The organism is Williamsia phyllosphaerae (genome assembly GCF_014635305.1).
GTDB lineage: Bacteria > Actinomycetota > Actinomycetes > Mycobacteriales > Mycobacteriaceae > Williamsia_A > Williamsia_A phyllosphaerae.
In genome coordinates this window covers 296,397-320,314 of record NZ_BMCS01000003.1, presented here as the reverse complement: position 1 = coordinate 320,314, position 23,918 = coordinate 296,397, and the positions used below count along the sequence as shown (strand labels likewise).

Below are 23,918 nucleotides of genomic sequence, written 5' to 3'. Positions count from 1 at the left end.
CCGACACGATCGAACAAATGTTTGAAAGTTGTTATCAAGTCCTCTACTGTCCCAGGTGACAGCAGGTCCGCGCGCTTCTCGAACAGGCCCCACAGGCCCGTCGACGGCGGGCCGCGACAGGAGGGACACCGTGTCCGACACCACCGTCAGCACCACCGAGGCCGCCGAGGGACCCATCAGTGAGGCCGATCTGACCTCACGGCAGGCGAAGGTCCTCGAGGTCATCCGCGCGTCGGTTCGCGAGCGCGGTTACCCACCGAGCATCCGCGAGATCGGCGATGCCGTCGGCCTCACGTCCACGTCGTCGGTCGCCCACCAGTTGCGCACACTCGAGCGCAAGGGCTTCCTCAAGCGCGACCACAACCGCCCTCGCGCGGTCAACGTCCAGGACCAGGATCCCGCCGACATCACGCCGGAGACCGACGCCCTGCCGACACCGACCTACGTGCCGGTCCTCGGACGGATCGCCGCGGGTGGTCCGATCCTCGCCGAGCAGGCCGTCGAGGAGGTGTTCCCACTCCCCCGTGAGCTGGTCGGAGACGGCGCCCTGTTCATGCTCAAGGTGGTGGGTGAGTCCATGATCGACGCCGCCATCTGCGACGGCGACTGGGTCGTCGTGCGTCAGCAGAACGTCGCCGACAACGGCGACATCGTGGCCGCGATGATCGACGGTGAGGCCACGGTCAAGACGTTCAAACGCACGAACGGCACGGTGTGGCTGATGCCGCACAACCCGCTGTTCGACCCCATCCCCGGTGACGAGGCCGCGATCCTGGGCAAGGTCGTCACCGTCATGCGGCGCATCTGAGGCGTCACGGCCGACCTCGACCCGCCGATCTGACCCGACGGCGTGTCACAATGACCCCATGAGCGAGAAGAAGATCGACCTGTCCGGTGCGGTCGTCGTCATCACCGGGGCCGCAGGCGGGATCGGTCGGGCGGTGGCGCGCGAACTGCACGCCCGGGGCGGGATCGTCGTCCTGGTCGATCTGGACCAGGCCTCGGTCGATGCGGTGGCCGGCGAACTCGGCCCCGCACGGACGCTGGCCCTGCGGGCCGACGTCACCTCCCCCGACGATCTGCGTCACGTGATGGACACCGCCGCCGCTCGTTTCGGCCGCATCGACGTGGTGCACGCGAACGCAGGCATCTCCAGCGGGGAGTCCGCCGACACGGTGCTCAGCGTCGCCGACGGCACCTTCGAACGCGTGATCGCGGTGAACCTCGCCGGGGTGTGGAACACCGTCCGTGCCGCCCTCCCGCACATCGTCGAGTCGCAGGGGCACGTGCTGATCACGTCCTCGACGTACGCGTACCTCAACGGCATGGTCAACGCGCCCTACGCGGCGACCAAGGCCGCGGTCGAACAGATCGGCCGTGCGCTGCGCGTCGAGCTGGCGGCACACGGCGCCTCCGCGGGCGTCCTGTACCCGGGGTGGGTGGCGACACCGATCGCCGACGTCGCCTTCGGCAAGGACGACCTCGCGACCGCACTGGTGGCCCGGGCGTTCCCGGCCCCGCTGCGCACCCCCATCGCCCCGGAGCGGGTGGGGCGTGCGGTCGCCGCCGGCATCGAACGACGTGCCGCGCGCGTACAGATCCCGCGCCGCTGGATCCCGGTCGCGACGCTGCGGGGCATCATCAACCCGTTGCTGGACCGCTCACTGCGTCGCGATACGACGCTGATCGATCTCGTCCGACAGGTCGAGACGCGGTCGGGCCGTCGATTGCGCTGACGCGCAGTCGAGTTCGACCGGACCCCGATCAGGCGCGGTCGTAGAACCGTTCGAACGATGCGGCGAACAGACCGGTGCACACCGACAGGATCGCGTCGGGATCGTGCGAGCCGTTGCCCAGGACCCAGTCGACCAGCAACTGGTTGACAGCACCCACGAGCCCGACCGCCACCAGGCGGAACTCCGGCGCCGAGGTGTCCTCGATCTGCGACGACGTCATCCCGGCGGCCAGGATGAGGTCGGCGAAGTCGTGGATGACGCGATAGCGGCGATCCTCGAGTCGCGGGCTGACCCCGACGACCTCGAGCAGCATGATGCGGGCGAGCCGCGGGTCGTCGGTGAGGTGTCCGATGAAGGCCCCGAGGGCCGACTGCGCGAGATCGACCACGTCGGTGGCACTCTGGGCGAGCGCACGATCGACCTGATGGCGGGTCTCGGCGACGACGGCGTCGTACACACCGAGAAGGAGATCCTCGCGGTCGACGAACGATTCGTAGAAGTAGCGCTGGGTCAGCTTCGCGGAGTCGCACACCTGCTTGACCGACACCCGCGTGTAGCCCTGGGTGGCGAACAGTTCGAGACCGGCGGCCATCAACTGGTCACGCCGCGCCGCACGACGAGTCGCCGGGTCCCGCCCGGCGTAGCGCCGGCCTGTCTCCTCGGCCACCTCGACATCCTCCTCGCACTCGCCCCACGACTGTAGTGCCCATGTGGCGAGATCCCCCTCGCGCCTCGGTGAGCGCAGCAGCCGGGACCGGCGATGTCACACGGTTCGCGTCGAGAACGTCAGGCGTGCAACGCCTCTGCGGCCGCGAGACGCGCAGCGGCCGGATCGGCCGTGGCCAGGGCCGCGCGGGCGGCGGCCTGACACTGCGCGAGCGTGACGTCGGCGAGGGCGGCGCCCACCCCTGCGGCCGCGGCGGGTGCGCTCGAGAGCGAGGTGACCCCCATGCCCACCAGGACACACGACAGCAGCGGGTCGGCGGCGGCCTCACCGCAGACCCCCACCGACTTGCCCACCTGCGCACCGGAGGACGCGACGCGGTCGATGAGGGTCAGGACCGCGGGCTGCCACGGGTCGGTCAGACCGGCCAACTCCGACGACATCCGGTCGGCGGCCATCGTGTACTGGGTCAGGTCGTTGGTGCCGATGGACACGAAGTCCACCTCGGCCAGGATCGCGGGCGCCAGCAGCGCCGCCGAGGGGATCTCGATCATCACGCCCGCGGTCAGACCGCGTTCACGCACCTTGGCCGCGAAGCCCCTCGCCTCGGCCGCGGTCGCCACCATCGGCGCCATCACCCAGGGTGAGCCCCCGGTCGCCTGGGCGGCCAGCGCGATCGCGTCGAGCTGACGGTCGAGCAGGCCGGGGTCGGCGAAGGCGATGCGAAGACCTCGGACGCCGAGCGCAGGATTCGCCTCGGTCCCCTGATCGGCGAACAGCAACGGCTTGTCCGAGCCCGCGTCCAGGGTGCGGATGACGACCTTCGCGGTGTGGGCACCCGAGTCCGAGGCGAAGGCGTCGACGACCTCCCGGTAGAGGGTGGTCTGTTCGGCGACCGTCGGTTCCGCGGCGCGATCGAGGAACGCGAGCTCGGTACGGAACAGCCCGATGCCGGCCACGGGGAAATCGGTCGCGGTGCGAGCCGACGCGCCGTCCTGGACGTTGGCGAGGATCGAGACCTCGACGCCGTCGGCGGTCCGTCCGGGGCCGGTCCATCGCGACACCAGTTCGGACTGCCGGAGTGACTCGGCGACCTGCGCGCGTGCGTCGTCGGCGTCACACCCGAGGGTCACCGTGCCGGCGGTGCCGTCGAGCATCACCGGGGTACCCGCGGGCACCGCCGTGAGATCGGCGACGGCGACCACACACGGGATGCCCAGCTGACGGGCGATGATCGCGGTGTGGCTGGTGGGTCCACCGAAACGGGTGGCCAGGCCCCGCACCATCGACGGGTCGAGGCCGGAGGTGTCGGCGGGGGCGAGATCGTCGGCGAAGAGGATCACCTCCGACGTCGGTTGTGCCAGCCCGGGCTCGGGATCACCGGCGAGTTCGGCGAGCACGCGGTCGCGGACGTCCATGAGGTCGGTGACGCGCTCGGCCATCAATCCGCCGAGCTTGGTGAAGACCGCGGCGAACTGCTCGGTGGCGTCGACCGCCGCGTTCGGGGCGGGCGAGCCGGCCCGGATCAGCTTCTGCGCGGCGCCGACCCAGCCGCGGTCCTCGGCGAGTGCGGCGGTCGCCGACAACACCTCCGAGGCGACGCCGGTACCGGCCGAGGCCCGCACCCGCAGTCGATCGGCCACGATCACCGTCGCCGCGGCGAAGCGGTCGCACTCGGCCTCGACGTCGGCGGGCGGCTCGCCCGGACCGGGCAGTTCGGGTCGCGGGCCGGGCCACATCACCGGCGCGTAGGCGACGCCGGCGACGACCGGGGTCCCGGACAGCACGGACGTCGACTCGGACGACGTGTCCGTCGACGGGGTGCGGTGAGCGAGCTGAACGTCATTCTGCGGTGGCATGTGATCCAAATTACAAGAAAAGCTTGACTTGTCAACACATCCGGGCGTAAACAGACTCATATCAACATCAAAAGCAACACATTCCAACCGAAACGGGGACGTTCTCCCATGTACGCCGAAGAGCGCCAGCAGGCCATCGCAGACCAGGTGCACCAGCACGGTCGCGCGTCGGTGGCCGCGCTGGCCGAGGAGTTCGACGTCACCAGCGAGACCGTGCGTCGCGACCTCGCCTTCCTCGAACGCGCCGGGTTCCTCCGACGGGTACACGGTGGCGCGGTACCCGTCGACGCGGTGCGGGTGACCGAGCTCGGCGTCGCCGAGCGCGCGACCGCTCGTCCGGACGAGAAGATCCGCATCGGCATGGCGGCCTGCCGCTTCGTCCCCTCCGAGGGAGGCAGCCTCGTCATCGACGCCGGTACCACCACCATCCAGGCCGCGGCCTGCCTCCCCCGCGACCGGACCATCACCGTGTTCACCAACTCGCTGCCCGTGGCGTCGACCGTCGCCGACCACCCGAGCGCGCACCTGCACTTCCTCGGTGGCCGCATCCGCGGTCTCACCCAGGCCTCCGTCGGGGCCGCGCCGATCGCGGCCCTGTCCAACTACCGGGTCGATGTCGCGTTCATCGGCACCAACGGGATCACCGAACGCCACGGACTGTCCACGCCGGACCCCGACGAGGGCGCGATGAAGTCGGCCATGATCAGTGCCGCCAATCGCGTTGTCGTCCTGGCGGATTCCTCGAAGCTCGGAAAGGAAGACATGACCGGTTTCGCCGATCTGTCCCGCATCGACGTGTTGATCACCGACGGCGGCATCGACGCCGGCTTCTCCGCGCGGCTCTCCGCGCGCGGGGTGGAGGTGGTGATCGCATGATCGTCACCGTCACCGCCAACCCGAGTGTCGACCGCACCGTCACCCTGCCCGGGCCACTGGTCCGCGGATCGGTCACCCGCGCGCTCGCCTCGCGCGCCGAGCCCGGCGGCAAGGGCGTCAACGTCTCCCGCGCCGTGCAGATGGCCGGGATGCCCACCACCGCGCTGTTGCCCGCCCGTTCCGGCGACCCCCTGCTGACCGGACTCGACGCCGTCGGACTGCGTTACCGCACCGTCGACGTCACCGCCGATGTGCGCAGCAACCTCACCGTCACCGAGCCGGACGGCACCACCACCAAGCTCAACCTGCCCGGCAACCCGATGAGCCCCGCCGATCTGTCTGCGCTGACCGCGCTGATCGTCGAATCGGCCGCCACGGCGACCTGGGTGGCCCTGTGCGGATCCCTGCCGCCGGGCGTGCCCGACTCCTGGTATGCGGACCTGGCGTCCCTGCTCGCACCGTTGAGCTGCCGGGTGGCCGTGGACACCTCCGGCGCCCCGCTGACCGCGATCCGCGCCGCGATGCCCGATGTGGCCGTCGACGTGATCAAGCCCAACGTCGAGGAGCTGTGCGAGATGACCGGCGCCGACCTCGATCTGCTGGAACGGTCCGCGGATGCCGGCGACTTCGGGCCCACACTCGACACCGCCCGCTCCCTGCAGCAGCTCGCCGGGTGCGCGGTGCTGGCGACGCTCGGCGCCGCCGGTGCGCTGCTGGTGACCGCCGAGGGCGGGTGGCTCGCGACGCCACCCCCCATCGTCCCGGTCAGCACGGTCGGCGCGGGCGACGCAACCCTGGCGGGCTACCTGCTCGCCACCCTCGACGAGGCGACACCGGCGGAGCGTCTGCGCCGCGCGGTCGCCTACGGATCGGCCGCAGCGGCGCTGGCCGGGACGCAACCACCGACTCCCTCGGACCTCGCACTCGCCGCGGTGCACGTGAGCGAGGTCGCGACCCACGCGGTCTGAGCGCCACCCGCGCTCGTCTTCCCCACCCAGAACTCTCCACAGCGTCATCCATCCATCGAAAAAAGGCACAACGATGTCCGATACACATACCGCCGGCACCGCGCACGGGGGTGCGCAGGATCCGGATCCCACCCAGATCATCGAGGTCGACACGGTCGCACTCGACGTCGACGCCGGCCGCGACAACCAGGCCGTCATCACCTACCTCGCCCAGCGGCTCGTCGCCGCGGGTCGGGCCACCGACGTCGAGGGTCTCGTCACACCCGCGATGGCCCGCGAGGCGCAGTCGGCCACCGGACTCCCCGGTGGGATCGCGATCCCGCATTGCCGTGCCGAGGCCGCCCAGCGCGCCAGCCTCGCCTTCGCGCGCCTGTCCCCCAAGGTCGACTTCGGCGCCAAGGACGCACCGGCCGACATCGTCTTCCTCATCGCCGCACCGGCATCCGGCGGCTCCGAGCACATGAAGCTGCTCAGCTCCCTGGCCCGCGCGCTGGTCCGCCCCGACTTCGTCGCGCAGTTGCGCTCGGCGAAGGACGCGGCGACCATCGTCGAACTGGTGCAGGGCGTCGTCTCACCGGCTCCGGCAGCGCCCAGCGCACCCGCGGCCACCACCGACGCGGTGACCCCGCCGCCGGTCGCGGACACGACGGCCGCCGAGCGTCCGACCGTGGTGGCGATCACCGCCTGCCCCACCGGGATCGCGCACACCTACATGGCCGCGGACTCGCTCACCTACGCCGCCGAGCGCGCCGATGTCGATTTCGTCGTCGAGACCCAGGGATCGTCGAAGACCACCCCGATCGATCCGGCCGTCATCGCCCGGGCGGGTGCGGTCATCTTCGCCACCGACGTGGGCGTCAAGGGCCGCGAGCGGTTCGCGGGCAAGCCCGTGATCGAGTCGGGCACCAAGCGCGCCATCAACGAGCCGGACGTGATGATCTCCGAAGCCGTTGCGGCGTCGAAGAACCCGAACGCCAAGAAGGTCGGCGGATCGGCGTCGACGGCGACCGACGCGTCGTCGGGCTCGAGCGAGCTCGGCTGGGGCGTCCGGACACGGCAGATCCTGCTGACCGGCGTCAGCTACATGATCCCGTTCGTCGCGGCGGGCGGTCTGCTGATCGCGCTGGGCTTCCTGTTCGGCGGCTACGAGATGGCGCTCAAGCCCAACGGCGCCACCGACCCGCTCGGCGCCACCATCGCGCTCACCAACAGCCTGACCAATCTGCCCTCGGGCGGCTTCATGCAATACCTCGGTGGCGTGTTCTTCGAGATCGGTTCGCTCGCCTTCTTCTTCCTGGTTCCCGCCCTCGCCGGCTACATCGCCTTCGCGATCGCCGACCGGCCCGGTCTGGCTCCCGGTTTCACCGCCGGCTACATCGCCTCGGTTGTGGGCGCGGGCTTCATCGGCGGCCTCGTCGGTGGTCTGATCGCCGGTTTCGTCGCCCTCTGGATCAGCCGTATCCCGCTCCCGCAGTGGGCACGTGGCCTGATGCCGGTGGTGATCATCCCGCTGCTGGCCACCCTCATCACCGGCGCATTGATGCTCATGGTGCTCGGTCGTCCCCTCAAGTGGATCACCACCTCGCTGCAGGACGCCCTGTCGTCGATGTCGGGCAGTTCGGTGATCATCCTCGGCGTCATCCTCGGCCTGATGATGTGCTTCGACCTCGGCGGCCCGGTCAACAAGGCGGCCTACGCCTTCGCGGTCCAGGGACTGGCGATCGGCGGGTCCGCGGACCTGCGCATCATGGCCACCGTGATGTGCGCGGGCATGGTCCCACCGCTGGCGATGGCCCTGGCCACCACCATCCGCCCGAAGCTCTTCACCGAGCCCGAGCGGGAGAACGGCAAGGCGGCCTGGCTGCTGGGAGCGTCGTTCATCTCCGAGGGCGCCATCCCGTTCGCGGCGGCCGACCCCCTGCGGGTCATCCCCTCGATGATGGCCGGCGGCGCCGTGACCGGCGCCCTGACGATGGCCTTCGACGTGGGGCTGCGCGCCCCGCACGGCGGCATCTTCGTGTTCTTCGCGATGACCAACGTGTTGGGCTTCCTGATCGCGCTCGCGGCGGGCACAGTGGTCGGAGCGGTTCTGGTGGTCGCCGCCAAGCAGCTGCGCAGCAAGCCCGTCGTCGCCACCTCGGCGACCGTCGCGGCCCAGCCGGTCGCAGCCTGATCAAGCTCGTACCACCAGACCCCACAACCAGGAGGAATTGATATGCCCAGCACCACCATCGCCGTCGGATCCGCGGTCGGCCTGCACGCCCGACCGGCGACCATCATCGCCGAGGCGGTCGCCGCCGCCGGATCAGCGGTCACCCTCGCCGTCGAGGGCGGCGAGCCGGTCGACGCCGGTTCGGCCCTGATGATCATGACCCTCGGTGCCGAGAAGGGCACCGCGGTCGTGGTCAGCGCCGACGATCAGGAGACCTTGGACTCCATCGCGGGTCTCGTCGCGAAGGATCTCGACGCCGAGTAGGCATTGATCGAGCACGACGAACGCCCCGGGGACGATGTCCCCGGGGCGTTCGTCGCTGTGGTGGCGCCTGCGGTCTCGGCGCCCTCGGTCAGCCGCTGTGCGCGAGTCCGGCCAGCTCCCCGGCCAGTGCCGCGGGCACCTTGACGCGCATGAACGTCCCCTCGGTCCGGTGTTCGGTGGACAACACGTCACCCTGGGCGTGGATGCGCGACACCAGATCCCCGCGTGAGTACGGCACCTCGACGGACAGCTCGACGTCATCGCGACCGACCACGTCACGAACGCGGTCGAACAACTCCTCGAGTCCGGCCCCGGTGAGCGCGGAGACGAACACCGCGTCGGGGAACTCGCTGCGCAGCGCGGTCAACGTGGTCGGGTCGGCGGCGTCGATCTTGTTGATCACCAACACCTCCGGCGGCGCCGTGGCGTTCTCGGCGCGGACGACGTCGTCGATCACGGTCCGCACGGTCGAGATCTGCTCCATGGGAAGCGGATCCGATGCGTCGACCACGTGCAGCACGAGGTCGGCGTCGACCACCTCCTCGAGCGTCGAGCGGAACGCCTCGACGAGCTGGGTCGGCAGGTGTCGGACGAATCCCACGGTGTCGGTCAGCACGAGTTCGCGACCGTCGTCGAGGGTGGCGCGGCGGGTGGTCGGGTCCAACGTGGCGAACAGCGCGTTCTGGACCAGCACACCCGCGCCGGTCATGGCGTTGATGAGGCTGGACTTGCCCGCGTTGGTGTAGCCGGCGATGGTCACCGACGGCACCGACGAGTCGCGACGCCTGCTGCGCTTGGTGTTCCGCGAGGTCTTCATCTGTCGGATCTCGCGACGGAGCTTGGCCATCCGCTCGCGGATACGCCGTCGGTCGGTCTCGATCTTCGTCTCACCGGGACCGCGCAGACCCACACCGCCGTTGCTGCCCGCGCGACCACCGGCCTGCCGGGACATCGACTCACCCCAGCCGCGTAGCCGGGGGATCATGTACTCCATCTGTGCCAGCGCGACCTGCGCCTTGCCCTCGCGGGAGGTGGCATGCTGGGCGAAGATGTCGAGGATCAGCGCCGTGCGGTCGATGACCTTGACCTTGACGACCTTCTCCAGCGCGTTGAGCTGCGCGGGTGTGAGCTCGCCGTCGCAGATGACGGTGTCGGCCCCGGTCGCCAGGACGACCTCACGCAGCTCGTGGGCCTTGCCCGAGCCGATGTAGGTCGCCGGGTCGGGCTTGTCGCGACGCTGCATCACGGCGTCGAGGATCTCCGACCCCGCGGTCTCGGCCAGCGCGGCCAGTTCGGCCATCCGGGCGTTCGCGGTCGTCACCGAGGCGTCGAGTGAGACGCCGACGAGGACTACCCGCTCGAGCCGCAGCTGGCGGTACTCGACCTCGGTGACGTCCTCGAGCTCGGTGGACAGACCGGGCACACGCTGCAGGGACGACCGCTCGTCGAGTTGGAACTCGCCGGTGGTCGGGGAACGCCACGGCACCCGGGCGACCGGCACGTCGGTGTCGAGTTCGTCGTCGTCGAGCGCCCCGGGGTCCAGTGCGTCGGAATCGATCGCGTCGGTGTCGGGGAACGCGTCGGTCAGGTCGGTGGCGGTCGCGTCATCTGAGGTGTGTGTATCGAAGATGAAGGTGTTCTCCTGATCTGTCTCGAGAGCACTCACCGGCTGGTGCCGGGGCCTCGCGGGGTCTCACTCATGTATCTCATGCAAACCGTGTACCGCGCATGTGTATTTCCGTCGGCGTCCCGTTCACGGGGTGTTCCAGCCGGCGCGCAGGGTGCCCGAGGCCACCAGGACCGACGGCCCGCGCAGCACCGCACCGCTCTCGTCGATGCGCACCGTGACGCGACCGCCGGGAACGCGGACATCGACTGTGCCCACCTGGGTGCCCGTGCTCGCGCGCAGTGCGGCCGCGGCCGCGGCGACGGTACCGGTGCCGCAGCTGCGTGTCTCACCGACACCGCGTTCGAGCACCCGCATGTCGACCGATCCGTTGGCCATCGGCGTGATGATCTCGATGTTCACACCGTCCGGGAACACGGCGGGGTCGAAGTCAGCGCCGTGGGCGAGGTCGAAACCGGCCAGCGCCGCCACATCCAGACCCCCGACGACACAGGCGAGGTGGGGATTGCCGACGTCGACGGCGAGTCCGGCGACCGTGGTGTCACCGAGGACGGCCTTGCTCTCCACCCCGGTGGTCACCGCGCCCATCTCGACGCTGACGTCGGCGGTGGTCTCGTCGGCGTGGTGGACCTCGACGCGCCGGCCACCCGCCCGGCTGCCCACGGTGAACCCCGGTTCCGAGACCGCGCCGGAGGATGCGAGGAAGTGCGCGAACACGCGGACACCGTTGCCGCACATCTCGGCCACGGAGCCGTCGGCGTTGCGGTAGTCCATGAACCAGTCGGTGGTACGGACCCCGGCGGGCAGTTCCGACAGCACGCCGGTGGCGCACAACGCGTCGGCCCGCGCGACACGGAGGACGCCGTCGGCGCCGATGCCGCGCTGCCGGTCGCAGAGAGCCTGCACGAGTTCCGCGGTCAGATCGATCGACGCGGTGGGATCGGGGAGCAGCACGAAGTCGTTCTGCGTCCCGTGCCCCTTGAGGAACTCGATCCCGGCGGCATCGAGGGACTCGGTTACCGACCGCCCACTGCTGCGCATCCGCCCAGGTTACCGGACATCGACGTCGCGAAGGTGGGCCGTGACGCGGTCGAGCAGTCGGTCCTGCGCGGCGTCGAACCAGCGGATGCGATCGTCGCGCCGGAACCACGAACGTTGCCTGCGGACGTAGCGGCGGGTCCCGGTGAACGTCAGCTCGCGGGCGGTGTCGAGGTCGAGGTCGCCGTCGATGACCTCGAGCACCTGCGCGTAGCCGATCGCACGGGACGCGGTCAGTCCGTCGCGGAGGCCGCGGTCGATCAGTCCGATGACCTCGTCCACCAGTCCGGCGTCGAACATCGCGTCGGTCCGGGCGCGCAGACGGTCGTCCAGCACGTCGGTCTCCCGGTCGAGCGCGACGATCGCGGTCGACCATCGAGGGGTCCCCTTCTGCGGCGCCGACGCGGCGAACGGCTCGCCGGTCAGCTCCACGACCTCCAGCGCACGGACGATCCGGCGGCCGTCGGTGTCGAGGATGGTCGTTGCCGCCGCCGGGTCCACCGCACCGAGACGCCGGTGCATCTCGGTGACCCCGACGTCGGCGAGCTCCGCCTCGAGACGCGCCCGCACGCCCGCGTCGGTCGCCGGGAAGTTCCAGTCGTCGAGCAGCGACTGGATGTACATCATGGAGCCCCCGACGATGACCGGAAGGCGCCCTGCGGCGAGCACGTTCTCCACGTCGGCGCGCGCCGCCTGCTGATAGCGGGCCACGGTCGCCGTCTCCGACACGTCGAGGACGTCGAGCTGGTGGTGCGGGATCCCGCGACGCTGTGCCGGTGGGGGTTTCGCGGTGCCGATGTCCATCCCGCGGTACTGCGCCATGGCGTCGACGTTGACGATCTCGCCGTCGAATCGCTCGGCCAGATCGAGCGCGAGGTCGGATTTCCCGGTCCCGGTGGGCCCGATCACCGCGACCGGCGTCCTCACGCGCGTCGACCCCACCAGGCCACCTGGTAGCCGACGCCGAACGGTGCGGCGCAGTAGGGGGATTCGGTCGAGAAGTCGCCGGGGGCCGCGGCACGCCACACCGCCACGGCCACCTGCCACGCGGCACGGCCGACGATCCCCGCCTCGGCCGCCTCGGTGACGCCGAACGCCTCGATGGCGTCGAGATCGCCGGCTGCGACGGCCGCGTCGAGGCGATCCTGGACGGCTCCGGCGCCGACGATCTCCCCGCCGGGCGCCGTGGGTGACAGACCGAAAGAACCGTCCGCCACCACGAGCAGACCGACGGCCTCGTCGGTGTCGGCGATGCGGGCACCCAGTTCGGTGCCGATCCGGGCGCAGTCCCGTGGGCTGGTCGAGGCGTCCACCAGCGACGGGCACACCGACACCGAGGGGGCGATCTGTCCCCGCAGCCAGCCGGCGACGAGCATCGGGGTGGCCATCACGGCCGACGCGGGCTCGTCGCCGCCACCGGGTCGCAACGAGACGGTCTCGTCGACGCCGAAGCCGGCGAACGTGCCCCGGGTGAGGTCGGCGGTGCCGGGATCGCCCACCCCGATCGCGACCCACCGGTGCGCCGTGTCCGACAGGCGCCGGGTCACCTCGAGGACCGCGGTACGCAGATCGGCGACGTCGGTGGCACCGGGGCCCGCCAGGGCCGGCACCACCAGTGGGGCTCCGGGCACGAAAGCGGCTGCGGTCAACACAGTTCGCAACGCTAGCCGACCGTGTGGTCCCCCGATGCCCGCGGGACGCCACCGCGTCCTGTGACGAGTGCACACGAAAACTGCGCCCACCTGTTTGAATGGACACCGCAACCGGCCCTCGGGTCGGGCGCATCCGCTCAGGAGCACACGGCAGCCGTGACGCGCGGCAGGGACGAGGACACCCACATGACCGATCCGACACCGCACGACGCGCAGGCCGTCGAGCCCACCGCATCCGAGGTTCCGGCGCCGCCGCGACCCACGCCGGGCCCGCCCAAGCCCGGTCCCCGCCCGGGACCGCGACCACATGCGCCTGCGGCCCCCGAGGTCGTCGTGCACGCGCATCACCAGCCGCAGACCGATCCGAGCAGGTTCGGCCACATCGATGCCGACGGCGCGGTGTGGTTGGAGGTCGGGGAGATCCGACGGCAGGTCGGTTCCTGGCAGGCCGGCGCGCCCGAGGAGGGCCTGGCCCATTTCGGGCGCCGGTTCGACGACATGGCGACCGAGGTCGAGATCCTCGAGGAGCGTCTCGCCGCGGGCACCGGCGACCCGCGAAAGACCAAGACCGCCGCCGTGGCGCTGCGCGAGACCCTGCCCACCGCCGCCGTCCTCGGCGACGTAACCGCACTCGAGGCACGGCTGACCGCGATCATCGACGACGCGGACTCGGTGGCCGAGAAGCGCACCCGCGAGCGTGACGCCTCGCGCGCCGCGGCGATCGCCCGCAAGGAGGAACTCGCCGCCGAGGCCGAACAGATCGGTGCGGAGACCACGCAGTGGAAGTCCGCGGGCGACCGCCTCCGCGCGATCCTCGACGAGTGGAAGACCATCAAAGGGGTCGACCGCAAGACCGACGACGTCCTGTGGAAGCGCTACGCGAAGGCACGCGACGCCTTCAACCGTCGGCGCGGGGCGCACTTCGCCGACCTCGACCGTGAACGCGCGGGGGCCAAGTCCCGCAAGGAGGAACTGATCGCGGCCGCCGAGGCGCTGTCGGGATCGACCGACTGGGGCCCGACCGCCGGGAAGTTCCGGGATCTGCTGACCGACTGGAAGGCGGCCGGACGCGCCCCGCGCGATCAGGACGACGCACTGTGGGAACGGTTCAAGGGCGCCCAGGACGTCTTCTTCGCCGCGCGCAACGCCGCGGGCAGCGAACGCGACGCCGAGTTCGACGCCAATGCCGCCGCCAAGCGCGAGCTGCTGGTCACGGCCGAGAAGACGGTCGACCCGGCCACCGATCTGGAGGCCGCCCGTCGCGAGTTCCGCACCATCCGCGAGCAGTGGGACGCCATCGGCAAGGTGCCCCGTGAGCACATGCAGAGCCTCGAGAAGCGCATGCGCGCCATCGAGAAGCGGATCTCCGACGCGGAGGAGAAGCACTGGCGCTCCACCGATCCCGAGGTCATCGCCCGCGCGAAGCAGTTCGAGGCCCGTGTGGCGCAGCTCGAGGAGCAGGCCGACAAGGCCGACGCGCGCGGCCGGGACCGTGAGGCGGCCGATCTACGGGCACAGGCCCAGCAGTGGCGGGAGTGGGCGCAGGCGGCGGCGAGCGCCGTCTCCGACCGCTAGTCCCCCACCCGCTCAGCTCACGAGGAAGCCGGTCCGGCCAGATCGTCGGGAGCAGATCGGGCCTCGGGAGCGGGGCGAGAGTCGGCTGCGGTGCGGGTGACCTTGCGCTGCAGCGCACGGGCCCGGTCCTCGGCGGCCGCGGCGTCCTCCCGGCGGCGCTCCTCGAGGGCGAGCTGGTAGTTGGTGCGCGCCCACACGACCCGTGCCCAGTGGAAGGTGATGACGAACATCGCCAGCCAGCCCAGACCGAGGCCGACCCCGACACCGTGCGGCGGCGCGATCCCGTCGACGCCGGGGGTGTTGCGCGACCACCAGGCCAGCATTCCCGCGACGCATCCGACGGCACTGCCGCACAACGCGATCCAGGCCAGGAACCACCGGCGGGTCACCAGCGCGAGCATGGAGAACCCGATCCCGAAGATCACCACGAGGAACACGAAGACACGCGAGGTGATGGTCACCCGTTCGGTCGACGCGTCGGCAGCGAAGGTCAGGACATCGATCCCGTTGGCGGATCCGGTGTGCGGCAGAATCATCGACAGGATCGCGACGAGCACGGCGGCCGCGACCACCACCGCCCGCGCACCCGGGTCGATCTCGCCGGCCACCTTGCGCTCGGCACGGCGCAGATCACCCTCGAACTGGGAGAACCCGTCGGCACCGTCCGCCGACGATCGGTTCGTTCCTTCGGTCATACGTCACATCCTCCTGCACAGCCGCCGACCGCGACTGCGGCCTGCGGATCGATTCGGCCGATCGTCGGCATGCCCAGCCCGACACCGATCGGCGGTGTCTGGGCGGTGCGACCCGCCTGCGACTCGTCCCCGGCGCGGGTACGGCGGTGCGATCGCAGCGGGCCGTCGGCGAGCAGGTAGTGCGGCAGGGCTCCGGTGACCACGGTCTCGACGACATCGCCTGCCCGGACCTGCGCACGGTCGCCCACGAAGTGCACGAGCCGCCCGTCCCTGGCCCGACCGGAGATCCGGTTGGTCTCGGAGTTCTTGCGACCACCGTTCTTGCCGTCGGTGTCGGCGACGACGAGCAACTCCACCGTCGAGCCGATCCGGCGACGGTTCTCCTCGAGGCAGATCTCGTCCTGCAGGGCGGTCAGCCGCAGATACCGTTCGGTGACAACCGCTTTCGGCACCTGGTCGGCCATCGTCGCGGCGGGTGTACCGGGGCGGGGCGAGTACTGGAACGTGAACGCGGAGGTGAACCGGGCACGCGCGACGAGGTCGAGGGTCTGCTCGAAGTCCTCCTCGGTCTCCCCCGGGAACCCGACGATGATGTCGGTGGTGATGGCGGCGTCGGGCAGACGATCGCGCACCTCGTCGAGGATGGCGAGGAACTTCGTGCGGCGGTAGCTGCGGCGCATCGACTTGAGGATCCGGTCGGACCCGGACTGCAGTGGCATGTGCAGCTGCGGGCAGACGTTGGGCGTCTCGACCATTGCGTCGATGACGTCGGTGGTGAACTCCGCGGGGTGCGGCGAGGTGAACCGCACCCGCTCGAGGCCGTCGATGTCGCCGCACGCGCGCAGCAGGTCGGCGAACGCCGAGCGGGAGCGCCCCAGCTCGGGGTCGGCGAACGACATGCCGTAGGCGTTGACGTTCTGACCGAGCAGGGTGACCTCGACGACACCCTGGTCCACGAGGGCCTTGACCTCGGCCAACACGTCACCGGGACGTCGGTCGACCTCCTTGCCGCGCAGCGCGGGCACGATGCAGAACGTGCAGGTGTTGTTGCAGCCCACCGAGACCGACACCCATCCGGCGTAGGACGACTCCCGTCGTGCGGGGAGCGTGGACGGGAACTCCTGTAGCGACTCGAGGATCTCCACCTGGGCGGTCTCGTTGTGCCGTGCCCGGTCGAGCAGGGCGGGCAGGGACCCGAGATTGTGGGTGCCGAACACCACGTCGACCCACGGCGCCTTGTCCACGACCGTCGCGCGGTCCTTCTGCGCGAGGCAGCCACCGACGGCGATCTGCATGTCCGGACGTTGTTCCTTGATCGGCGCCAGATGCGAGAGGTTGCCGTAGAGCTTGTTGTCGGCGTTCTCGCGGACCGCGCAGGTGTTGAAGACCACCAGGTCGGCGTCGGATCCGTCGGTCGCACGGACGTATCCGGCGTCCTCGAGCAGACCCGAGATGCGCTCGGAATCATGCACGTTCATCTGGCAGCCGTAGGTGCGGACCTGGTAGCTGCGCGGGGATCCGGCGACACCGGTCGCCGGCGCCGGGCGTTCGGCGCCGCGAGGGCTGTGTGTGGCGGTGGCACTCATCGTGACCAGGGTACTCAGCGGATCGGAGGTGGGCGTTGACGGGCGCGCAGCCCGGCGGGATCGGGGGCGACACAGTAAAGTTTTCGTTACCCAAGGCGCTGATTGTGCGCCGATTCCGGTACTCGCAAACGTAAGGTTGCCACCCATGACCGCTTCGCAACCCGGATCCGCCGCGCCGGCGCCGCAGACCGACAGACCGCCGATGATCTCGCTGCGGGGAGTCGACAAGCACTTCGGCGAACTCCATGTTCTCAAGGACATCAACCTGGAGGTACCCGCCGGCCAGGTGATCGTGGTGCTGGGTCCGTCGGGATCGGGCAAATCGACCCTGTGTCGCACCATCAACCGGCTCGAGCCGATCGACAACGGCGAGATCCGCATCGACGGTGAACTGCTCCCGTCCGAGGGCAAAGGCCTCGCCGCGCTGCGCGCCGAGGTCGGCATGGTCTTCCAGTCGTTCAACCTCTTCGCCCACAAGACGATCCTCGACAACGTCACGCTGGCGCCGATCAAGGTGCGTCGCAAGAGCAAGGACGACGCCCGCACGCGTGCGATGGAGCTGCTCGAGCGTGTCGGTATCGCCACCCAGAAGGACAAGTACCCCGCGCAGCTGTCCGGCGGTCAGCAGCAACGCGTCGCCATCGCGCGGTCGCTGGCCATGGACCCGAAGGTGATGCTGTTCGACGAGCCCACCTCCGCGCTCGACCCGGAGATGGTCAACGAGGTGCTCGACGTCATGGTCTCGTTGGCCAAGGAGGGCATGACGATGGTGGTGGTGACCCACGAGATGGGCTTCGCCCGCAAGGCCGCCGATCGCGTCATCTTCATGGCCGACGGTGCGGTCGTCGAGGACACTGATCCGGAGAGCTTCTTCACCCGGCCCGAGTCGGACCGCGCCCGTGACTTCCTCGGCAAGATCCTGGGCCACTGATGACGACGAGACATCCTCGCCGGCGTCGATGGTCGACCTTCGGGATCCTGACCATGACGCTCGCCGTCACCGCGGCATCGCTGACCGCCTGTGGCAACACCAACCCGCGGGATCTGATCAGCTCCATCAAGAGCGGGTCGGTCATCCTCGGCACCAAATACGACCAGCCCGGGCTCGGACTCCGTGAACCCGACCGGGACTTCACCGGCTTCGACACGCTCGTCTCGCGATACGTGGTCGACTCGATCGCGGACGACCTCGGCGTCAAGCACCCGGAGATCACGTGGCGCGAGACACCGTCCGCCCAGCGCGAGACGCTCATCGAGAACGGCGAGGTCGACATGATCGCCGCCACCTACTCCATCAACGCCGCGCGCTCGGAGCGCGTCTCCTTCGCCGGTCCCTACCTGGTGAACTACCAGGGCCTGCTGGTCCGCCAGGACGACGACAGCATCAGCACCCTCACCGACCTCGACAAGGGCAAGAAGCTCTGCTCGGTGACCGGGTCGACGTCGGCGCAGAACGTCAAGGCGCAACTCCCCCGTATCCAGCTGCAGGAGTACGACTCCTACTCCGGTTGTGTGGAGGCGCTGAGGTTGAAGAAGATCGACGCGCTGACCACCGACGAGGTCATCCTCGCCGGATTCGCGAACTTCGACATCTACGACGACCAGTTCAAGATCGTCGACATGACGTACCCGAAGGACGCGTGCGTCACCTCCTCCGGCAAGAAGGTGCTCCGCAAGGAGGGCGCGCCGTTCTCCACCGAGCGATACGGCATCGGCATGCCCAAGAACTATCCGGCCAACGTCACCGCCGCCAACAAGGCGCTGGACAAGATGCTCACCCCGGACGGTTCGGGGTCGTCGCCGTGGGAGCGCGCACTGCGCGAGTCGGTCGGTGCCGAGGAGGTCGAGACGCTGATGAAGCGCGCCGATGCGCCGGACTCGCCGTTCACGTTCACCCCCAAGCCCGGCGATCTGTCGTTCCTCGACTCGAAGTCGACCCCGTGCCCGGCGGGTCTGTCATGAACGAACTGTGGAACGACATCGGTCCGGAGTTGTGGCCCGCCTACTGGGTGACGATCAAGCTGACGTTCTTCGCCGCGATCGGCTCGCTGGTGTGGGGCACGATCCTCGCCGGTATGCGCGTGTCCCCGGTACCGGTGATGCGGCTGTTCGGTACGTCGTATGTCAACGTCGTCCGCAACACCCCGCTGACCCTGATCATCATCTTCTGCTCGATCGGGCTGTACCAGAACCTCGGTCTCACGCTTGCGCCGGAGAACGAGAACTTCATCGAGAACAACAACTTCTGGCTCGCGGTGTTGGGCTTCGTGATCTACACGTCCACCTTCGTCTGCGAGACGTTGCGGTCCGGCTTCAACACCGTCCCGCTCGGACAGGCCGAGGCCGCCCGCTCGTTGGGGCTGGGCTTCAGCCGGGTGTTCGGCACCATCGTCCTGCCCCAGGCGACGCGATCGGTGATCGGCCCGATGGGCAGCGTGCTGATCGCACTCACCAAGAACACGACGATCGCCTCGGCCATCGGTGTGGCCGAGGCCTCGCTGTTGATGAAGGAACAGATCGAGAACCACGCTGATCAGATCGTCGCGATCTTCATCATCATCGCGATCGGGTTCATGATCATCACCCTGCTCGAGGGCTACGTCTTCGGCTACCTGGCGAAGAGATTGGCAGTGAAACGATGAGCGGCGCAACGGTTCTCTACGACGCGCCCGGGCCCCGCGCCCGACGGCGAAACCTCGGTATCGCGGTGGTCTTCGGTGTCGTCATCCTCGCGGTCCTCTCGTTCGTCATCATCACCCTGGCGAGCAACGACCAGCTGACCTCGGAGAAGTGGAAGCCGTTCGTCGAGGCCAACACCTGGACGACCTACCTGCTGCCCGGACTCTGGGGCACTCTCAAGGCGGCGGCCCTGTCGATCGTGTTCGCGCTGATCCTCGGAGCCGTGCTCGGTATCGGTCGACTGTCCGACCATCGGGGCGTGCGATTGCTCTCCGGCGGTGTCGTGGAGTTCTTCCGGGCCATCCCCGTGCTGATCCTGATGATCTTCGCCTATTACCTGTTCGCCCAGTACGCGGTGTTCCCGTCGGAGCAATTGGCGCTCGCCGCCGTGGTCACAGGCCTCACGCTCTACAACGGTTCGGTCATCGCCGAGATCATCCGGTCGGGTATCAACTCGCTGCCCTCGGGACAGGCCGAGGCCGCGAACTCGTTGGGTCTGCGCAAGTCACAGCTGATGCGTCTGATCCTTCTCCCCCAGGCCGTCACCGCGATGCTGCCCGCGCTCATCTCGCAGATGGTCATCGCGTTGAAGGACAGCGCCCTGGGGTACGCCATCGGCTATATCGAGGTGGTCCGGTCCGGCATCCAGTCGGCGTCGTACTACGGCAACTACCTGCCGGCGCTGGTCGTGGTGGCAATCGTGATGATCATCATCAACTTCACCCTCTCGACGCTGGCCACGAACGTCGAACGCCGACTCCGCGAGGGCAAGCGGGCCAAGTCCGAGGACCAGCCCGCCGACCAGTCGGCGATACCGGGTGTGGCCATCGAGAAGTGAGGGGCGACCCTCAGCTACGGCGGCGCTCGTCGAGCGCGGTGCGGACCAACTCGACCGAGATGCCCGGACCGTAACCGCGTCGGGCGAGCATGCCGACGAGTCGCCGGAGATGCTTGTCGCGCTCGGCTGGATCGTCGAGTGCGTCGACCGGAACGCGGCCGATCTTCTTGTCGAGCAACTCCGCGGCGCGGCTGCGCTCGTCCTCGTCGTCGATGGTGCCGACCGCGTCGGCGATGATGCCGGGATCGACTCCCTTGGTGCGTAGTTCGTGGCTCAGAGCCGTTCGCCCCTTGGCGCTGTAGGTGTGCCGGGCCCGCACCCACTGGTGGGCGAACTCGCGGTCGTCGACGAGACCGACACCGGCGAGCCGATCGAGCACCGAGTCGACTTCGGTGGGCTCGAAGTCCTTGCCGATCAGTCGGGTTCGGAGCTCGTGCCGACTACGGGCCCGCACACCGAGCAACCGCAGGGCGCTGTCGTAGGCGGTCGCTCCGCCGGTCTGCGCACCGGGAGACGGCCCTGCCGACGGCGCCGGGCTCGGCGTCGTCGGCAGGGGGGTCTGCTCGGTACGGGCGAGGATCTCGCGGGTCGCGTCGTCGAGACGCGCTCGGACATCCGGGTCCGTCATGGTGTGGCCCAGGATCAGAAGTCGATGGGCGCAGGAGCCGGGACCGTGTCGTCTGCGGTCAGGACCGCGCCGATTCCCAGCTTCTCCTTGATCTTCTTCTCGATCTCGTCACGGACGTCGATGTTCTCGAGCAAGAACTTGCGGGCGTTCTCCTTGCCCTGTCCGAGCTGGTCCCCCTCATAGGTGAACCACGAGCCGGACTTGCGGATGAATCCCTCGGTGACGCCGAGATCGATCAGCGAGCCCTCCTTGCTGATCCCGTGCCCGTACAGGATGTCGAACTCGGCCTGCTTGAACGGCGGCGACACCTTGTTCTTGACGACCTTGACGCGGGTGCGGTTGCCCACGGCGTCGGTGCCGTCCTTGAGGGTCTCGATACGACGGATGTCCAGACGCACCGACGCGTAGAACTTCAACGCCTTACCGCCCGTGGTGGTCTCCGGCGAACCGAACATGACGCCGATCTTCTCGCGCAGCTGGTTGATGAAGATCACCGTGGTGCCGGAATTGCTCATGGCGCCGGTGATCTTGCGCAGCGCCTGGCTCATCAGACGTGCCTGCAGGCCGACATGGCTGTCGCCCATCTCGCCCTCGATCTCGGCGCGGGGCACGAGCGCCGCGACGGAGTCGATGACCAGGATGTCCAGCGCGCCGGAACGGATCAGCATGTCGGCGATCTCGAGGGCCTGCTCACCGGTGTCGGGCTGTGACACCAGCAGTGCGTCGGTGTCGACACCGAGCTTCTGCGCGTAGTCGGGGTCGAGCGCGTGCTCGGCGTCGATGAAGGCGGCGATGCCGCCGTTGGCCTGCGCGTTGGCCACCGCGTGCAGCGCGACGGTGGTCTTACCCGAGGACTCCGGGCCGTAGATCTCCACGACACGGCCGCGGGGCAGCCCGCCGATGCCCAGCGCGACGTCGAGGGCGATCGACCCCGTGGGGATCACCTCGATCGGCGCACGGACCTCGTCGCCGAGGCGCATGACCGAGCCCTTGCCGAAGTTCTTGTCGATCTGCGCCAGCGCCAGATCCAGCGCCTTCTCGCGATCCTGCGATCCTGCCATGGGGTGTCTCCTGATCATCGGTTCATCGGTGGTTGTTCTCCACCGATGGTCATCGGCATGAGGTGGCCTGCGGATCGCCACTGCGATCGTCGGTGTGCGTCACGCTAAACCGGACCACCGACAGCGGCGGAAAATCCTCACGCCGTGCTGTGGATGAACAGCATCTGTGGAGAGATCCGGCGGTCACCTCGGTGGAGGTCACGTGTTCGAACAAACCCCAGACTAGGCGAACATCTGTTCGATGCAAGCACGTGGCGCCGTGACACGCCGGTCGGTCGGCGATCCGACCGACGAGGGACGGCCGGCGGTCGTCACCAGCGTTCGCGGGGAACGTCGAACTCCCGGCACAGGGCGATCCAGACCTGCTTGGGATCGATGCCGGCCTCGAGTGCCTCGGCACCCGTGCGGCCGCCGAAGTCGATCAGGACGTGGTCGCGCAGCATCGAGTCGGCGGTGAGGTTGCCGAACTCGGTCTGCATCAGCTCGGAGAACTCGGTGAGACGCATCGCCGTCGAGGCTAGTCGCCGACCGTCGATCGGCACACCGCGACCGGGTCGGCGAGATCGGCCGCCCCGTCGGCGGCACGGCGCGCCGCGGTCGCGAAGCCGGGATCGGCCAGGACGGCCAGGCACGACGCCCGCAGTGCCTCGACGCCCAACGGTCGGACGAGCACGCCGCTGCCCTGGCGGACCACCCGGTTGGCGAGCTCCCACTGGTCGCCGCCGCCCGGGACGGTCACCACCGGAACGCCGGCGAGCAACGACTTGGCCAGCATCCCGTGTCCCCCACCACAGACGACGAGATCGGCGTGCGCGAGGAGGTCGTCCTGGCGGCCCGTCCCGGCGACCGCCCAGGGCGGCAGCGTCCGACTGCGATGTCGCAGCGCGGAGACGACCACGCGGACGTCGGTTCCGGTGCGGGCGGGATCGAGGGCCTCGAGTGCGGTGTCGACGAGGTCGGCGACCCCGGTCGTGGCGGTGGACGGCGCGACGACGACCACCGGGCCCGATCCCGCCGGCGGGGTGAACACCTCCCGGGTCGGCTCCCACAGCAGCGGTCCGACGACGTGTGCGCCGGCGGGCCAGTCCGGGCGTGGCACCTCGAGCGCGGGGAGTGTGGCGACGAGTCGCGCCGCCGGTCCGGGGGACGCGGCGGGCAGACCTATCGATGCGCGGGCCGATCCCCGCTGGCGATCCCCCTGTGCCCGTGAGCGCGTCGTCGCCGCACGCATGAGGCGATCCCGGAGTCGGCCCGACAGTCCGGTCCCCGGGGTCAGACCGCTGCCGATCGGCGGCAGACCGACCGACGGTTCGTAGAGCGGGTGGGGGGACAACTCGATCCACGGGATGCCGAGATGCTCGGCGGCCCACCCACCGCAGACGGTGATGACGTCGCAGACCACCAGGTCGACCGGATCGGCCCGCAGGACCGGGATGAGCTCGGTGCACATCCGTGCCGCGCGGACACTGAGCTTCTCGCCGGCATCGGAGTCGTCCTCGGAGTCGAGGACGTCGAGGCCGGGTAGTTCGGCCATCGTGACGCCGTCCGGGATCGGCCGCGTCGGTCCGGCGCCGGGGAGCCAGGCCGTCCCCGTGAACACCGTGACCGTCTCCCCTGCCGCGACGAGGCGTTCGGCCAGCGCGATCGCCGGGATGGCATGGCCCGCATCAGGTCCTGCGACGATCGCGATCCGCACCGATGCGTTCCTTCCGAGAGGTCCCGCTAGATCGTCGGCGGCCCCGACACCGTGTCGGACGACTGCGTCGACCGACCGAACCACTTCACCACGGTGAACGCGCCGACGGCGATCAGGCCGACGACCGCGATCGCGACGACACCCTTCACCGCCGCCACGATGAGCCCGAAGAACAACCACAGCACCAGGATTGCGAGTGCGATCTTCCACCACATGACATCTCTCCTTGCCCGCGCCGATCCGATACCGGCCCGATGCATCCAG

General features: G+C 69.4%; 24 protein-coding genes. 11 read left to right on the top strand and 13 right to left on the bottom strand.

Features of this window, described 5'->3' with window-relative positions; genetic code table 11:
* Nucleotides 1-130: 130 nt before the first annotated feature.
* Nucleotides 131-808: a transcriptional repressor LexA gene (lexA, locus tag IEV93_RS20045; protein WP_188492320.1), complete on the top strand. Its 678-nt coding sequence runs from the start codon at nucleotides 131-133 to the stop codon at nucleotides 806-808.
* Nucleotides 809-866: 58 nt separating this feature from the next.
* Entirely contained in the window at nucleotides 867-1,736 is an 870-nt protein-coding gene (locus IEV93_RS20040) for an SDR family NAD(P)-dependent oxidoreductase (protein ID WP_188492318.1), read from the top strand.
* Between the two features lie 28 nt (nucleotides 1,737-1,764).
* Here IEV93_RS20040 and IEV93_RS20035 read toward each other — a convergent pair whose 3' ends face one another.
* A complete protein-coding gene (locus IEV93_RS20035) occupies nucleotides 1,765-2,403 on the bottom strand; it encodes a TetR/AcrR family transcriptional regulator (RefSeq protein WP_229705353.1) in 639 nt (212 codons plus the stop codon).
* 119 nt (nucleotides 2,404-2,522) lie between these two features.
* Entirely contained in the window at nucleotides 2,523-4,259 is a 1,737-nt protein-coding gene (locus IEV93_RS20030) for a phosphoenolpyruvate--protein phosphotransferase (RefSeq protein ID WP_229705352.1), read from the bottom strand.
* A gap of 108 nt (nucleotides 4,260-4,367) precedes the next feature.
* On the opposite strand from IEV93_RS20030, the gene IEV93_RS20025 reads away from it, so the two are divergent.
* From IEV93_RS20025 to IEV93_RS20010, 4 genes are all read left to right on the top strand, one after another.
* A complete protein-coding gene (locus tag IEV93_RS20025) occupies nucleotides 4,368-5,135 on the top strand; it encodes a DeoR/GlpR family DNA-binding transcription regulator (RefSeq protein WP_188492313.1) in 768 nt (255 codons plus the stop codon).
* Entirely contained in the window at nucleotides 5,132-6,103 is a 972-nt protein-coding gene (locus tag IEV93_RS20020; protein ID WP_188492311.1) for a 1-phosphofructokinase family hexose kinase, read from the top strand. Before IEV93_RS20025 ends, IEV93_RS20020 begins: the two co-directional genes overlap by 4 nt.
* Nucleotides 6,104-6,176: 73 nt before the next feature.
* Entirely contained in the window at nucleotides 6,177-8,276 is a 2,100-nt protein-coding gene (locus IEV93_RS20015; RefSeq protein WP_188492309.1) for a PTS fructose transporter subunit IIABC, read from the top strand.
* Nucleotides 8,277-8,318: 42 nt separating this feature from the next.
* Nucleotides 8,319-8,579, top strand: coding sequence for an HPr family phosphocarrier protein (locus IEV93_RS20010; protein ID WP_188492307.1), 261 nt, complete (start codon nucleotides 8,319-8,321; stop codon nucleotides 8,577-8,579).
* Between the two features lie 88 nt (nucleotides 8,580-8,667).
* Here the strand turns inward: IEV93_RS20010 and hflX are convergent, their stop codons facing one another.
* The 4 genes from hflX to IEV93_RS19990 form a co-directional block, all read right to left on the bottom strand.
* A complete protein-coding gene (hflX, locus tag IEV93_RS20005; RefSeq protein ID WP_229705421.1) occupies nucleotides 8,668-10,080 on the bottom strand; it encodes a GTPase HflX in 1,413 nt (470 codons plus the stop codon).
* Between the two features lie 252 nt (nucleotides 10,081-10,332).
* Nucleotides 10,333-11,247, bottom strand: a complete 915-nt coding sequence (gene dapF, locus IEV93_RS20000; protein ID WP_229705351.1) for a diaminopimelate epimerase — start codon at nucleotides 11,245-11,247, stop codon at nucleotides 10,333-10,335.
* Between the two features lie 9 nt (nucleotides 11,248-11,256).
* Nucleotides 11,257-12,171, bottom strand: coding sequence for a tRNA (adenosine(37)-N6)-dimethylallyltransferase MiaA (gene miaA, locus IEV93_RS19995; protein WP_188492305.1), 915 nt, complete (start codon nucleotides 12,169-12,171; stop codon nucleotides 11,257-11,259).
* Nucleotides 12,168-12,896 (bottom strand): class III extradiol ring-cleavage dioxygenase family protein, encoded by a 729-nt coding sequence (locus tag IEV93_RS19990; protein ID WP_188492303.1) that lies wholly within the window; start codon nucleotides 12,894-12,896, stop codon nucleotides 12,168-12,170. The genes miaA and IEV93_RS19990 overlap by 4 nt, the downstream gene beginning before the upstream one ends.
* A 186-nt stretch (nucleotides 12,897-13,082) precedes the next feature.
* Here IEV93_RS19990 and IEV93_RS19985 point away from each other — a divergent pair, with 186 nt between their 5' ends.
* Nucleotides 13,083-14,471 (top strand): DUF349 domain-containing protein, encoded by a 1,389-nt coding sequence (locus tag IEV93_RS19985; protein WP_188492301.1) that lies wholly within the window; start codon nucleotides 13,083-13,085, stop codon nucleotides 14,469-14,471.
* Between the two features lie 17 nt (nucleotides 14,472-14,488).
* On the opposite strand, the gene IEV93_RS19980 is transcribed toward IEV93_RS19985, so the two are convergent.
* Together IEV93_RS19980 and miaB are read right to left on the bottom strand one after the other, a co-directional pair.
* Entirely contained in the window at nucleotides 14,489-15,166 is a 678-nt protein-coding gene (locus IEV93_RS19980) for an Rv2732c family membrane protein (RefSeq protein WP_188492298.1), read from the bottom strand.
* On the bottom strand, nucleotides 15,163-16,761 hold the full coding sequence (miaB, locus tag IEV93_RS19975; RefSeq protein WP_371873888.1) for a tRNA (N6-isopentenyl adenosine(37)-C2)-methylthiotransferase MiaB: 1,599 nt from the start codon (nucleotides 16,759-16,761) through the stop codon (nucleotides 15,163-15,165). The genes IEV93_RS19980 and miaB overlap by 4 nt, the downstream gene beginning before the upstream one ends.
* A gap of 193 nt (nucleotides 16,762-16,954) precedes the next feature.
* On the opposite strand from miaB, the gene IEV93_RS19970 reads away from it, so the two are divergent.
* The 4 genes from IEV93_RS19970 to IEV93_RS19955 are packed head-to-tail and all read left to right on the top strand — an operon-like array spanning nucleotide 16,955 to nucleotide 20,269.
* Nucleotides 16,955-17,683: an amino acid ABC transporter ATP-binding protein gene (locus IEV93_RS19970; protein WP_188493241.1), complete on the top strand. Its 729-nt coding sequence runs from the start codon at nucleotides 16,955-16,957 to the stop codon at nucleotides 17,681-17,683.
* Nucleotides 17,683-18,714 (top strand): glutamate ABC transporter substrate-binding protein, encoded by a 1,032-nt coding sequence (locus IEV93_RS19965; RefSeq protein WP_188492294.1) that lies wholly within the window; start codon nucleotides 17,683-17,685, stop codon nucleotides 18,712-18,714. The genes IEV93_RS19970 and IEV93_RS19965 overlap by 1 nt, the downstream gene beginning before the upstream one ends.
* Nucleotides 18,711-19,394, top strand: a complete 684-nt coding sequence (locus IEV93_RS19960) for an amino acid ABC transporter permease (protein WP_188492292.1) — start codon at nucleotides 18,711-18,713, stop codon at nucleotides 19,392-19,394. The genes IEV93_RS19965 and IEV93_RS19960 overlap by 4 nt, the downstream gene beginning before the upstream one ends.
* Nucleotides 19,391-20,269 (top strand): amino acid ABC transporter permease, encoded by an 879-nt coding sequence (locus IEV93_RS19955; RefSeq protein ID WP_188492290.1) that lies wholly within the window; start codon nucleotides 19,391-19,393, stop codon nucleotides 20,267-20,269. Before IEV93_RS19960 ends, IEV93_RS19955 begins: the two co-directional genes overlap by 4 nt.
* A gap of 10 nt (nucleotides 20,270-20,279) precedes the next feature.
* Here the strand turns inward: IEV93_RS19955 and IEV93_RS19950 are convergent, their stop codons facing one another.
* The 5 genes from IEV93_RS19950 to IEV93_RS19930 form a co-directional block, all read right to left on the bottom strand.
* Complete coding sequence (locus IEV93_RS19950) at nucleotides 20,280-20,897, bottom strand: regulatory protein RecX (protein WP_188492288.1); 618 nt, start codon at nucleotides 20,895-20,897, stop codon at nucleotides 20,280-20,282.
* A gap of 14 nt (nucleotides 20,898-20,911) precedes the next feature.
* A complete protein-coding gene (gene recA, locus IEV93_RS19945; RefSeq protein WP_188492285.1) occupies nucleotides 20,912-21,958 on the bottom strand; it encodes a recombinase RecA in 1,047 nt (348 codons plus the stop codon).
* 311 nt (nucleotides 21,959-22,269) lie between these two features.
* Nucleotides 22,270-22,464, bottom strand: coding sequence for a DUF3046 domain-containing protein (locus tag IEV93_RS19940; protein ID WP_188492283.1), 195 nt, complete (start codon nucleotides 22,462-22,464; stop codon nucleotides 22,270-22,272).
* An 11-nt stretch (nucleotides 22,465-22,475) separates the two neighbouring features.
* Complete coding sequence (locus IEV93_RS19935) at nucleotides 22,476-23,654, bottom strand: glycosyltransferase (RefSeq protein WP_188492281.1); 1,179 nt, start codon at nucleotides 23,652-23,654, stop codon at nucleotides 22,476-22,478.
* Nucleotides 23,655-23,680: 26 nt separating this feature from the next.
* A complete protein-coding gene (locus tag IEV93_RS19930; protein WP_188492279.1) occupies nucleotides 23,681-23,869 on the bottom strand; it encodes a hypothetical protein in 189 nt (62 codons plus the stop codon).
* Nucleotides 23,870-23,918: the final 49 nt, after the last annotated feature.

Coding starts and splice junctions, on each gene's coding strand:
- IEV93_RS20040 (WP_188492318.1), top strand. CDS start 867: ATGAGCGAGAAGAAGATCGACCTGTCCGGTGCGGTCGTCGTCATCACC.
- IEV93_RS20030 (WP_229705352.1), bottom strand. CDS start 4,259: ATGCCACCGCAGAATGACGTTCAGCTCGCTCACCGCACCCCGTCGACG.
- IEV93_RS20025 (WP_188492313.1), top strand. CDS start 4,368: ATGTACGCCGAAGAGCGCCAGCAGGCCATCGCAGACCAGGTGCACCAG.
- IEV93_RS20020 (WP_188492311.1), top strand. CDS start 5,132: ATGATCGTCACCGTCACCGCCAACCCGAGTGTCGACCGCACCGTCACC.
- IEV93_RS20015 (WP_188492309.1), top strand. CDS start 6,177: ATGTCCGATACACATACCGCCGGCACCGCGCACGGGGGTGCGCAGGAT.
- IEV93_RS20010 (WP_188492307.1), top strand. CDS start 8,319: ATGCCCAGCACCACCATCGCCGTCGGATCCGCGGTCGGCCTGCACGCC.
- dapF (WP_229705351.1), bottom strand. CDS start 11,247: ATGCGCAGCAGTGGGCGGTCGGTAACCGAGTCCCTCGATGCCGCCGGG.
- IEV93_RS19985 (WP_188492301.1), top strand. CDS start 13,083: ATGACCGATCCGACACCGCACGACGCGCAGGCCGTCGAGCCCACCGCA.
- IEV93_RS19980 (WP_188492298.1), bottom strand. CDS start 15,166: ATGACCGAAGGAACGAACCGATCGTCGGCGGACGGTGCCGACGGGTTC.
- IEV93_RS19970 (WP_188493241.1), top strand. CDS start 16,955: ATGATCTCGCTGCGGGGAGTCGACAAGCACTTCGGCGAACTCCATGTT.
- IEV93_RS19965 (WP_188492294.1), top strand. CDS start 17,683: ATGACGACGAGACATCCTCGCCGGCGTCGATGGTCGACCTTCGGGATC.
- IEV93_RS19960 (WP_188492292.1), top strand. CDS start 18,711: ATGAACGAACTGTGGAACGACATCGGTCCGGAGTTGTGGCCCGCCTAC.
- IEV93_RS19955 (WP_188492290.1), top strand. CDS start 19,391: ATGAGCGGCGCAACGGTTCTCTACGACGCGCCCGGGCCCCGCGCCCGA.
- IEV93_RS19950 (WP_188492288.1), bottom strand. CDS start 20,897: ATGACGGACCCGGATGTCCGAGCGCGTCTCGACGACGCGACCCGCGAG.
- recA (WP_188492285.1), bottom strand. CDS start 21,958: ATGGCAGGATCGCAGGATCGCGAGAAGGCGCTGGATCTGGCGCTGGCG.
- IEV93_RS19940 (WP_188492283.1), bottom strand. CDS start 22,464: ATGCGTCTCACCGAGTTCTCCGAGCTGATGCAGACCGAGTTCGGCAAC.
- IEV93_RS19930 (WP_188492279.1), bottom strand. CDS start 23,869: ATGTGGTGGAAGATCGCACTCGCAATCCTGGTGCTGTGGTTGTTCTTC.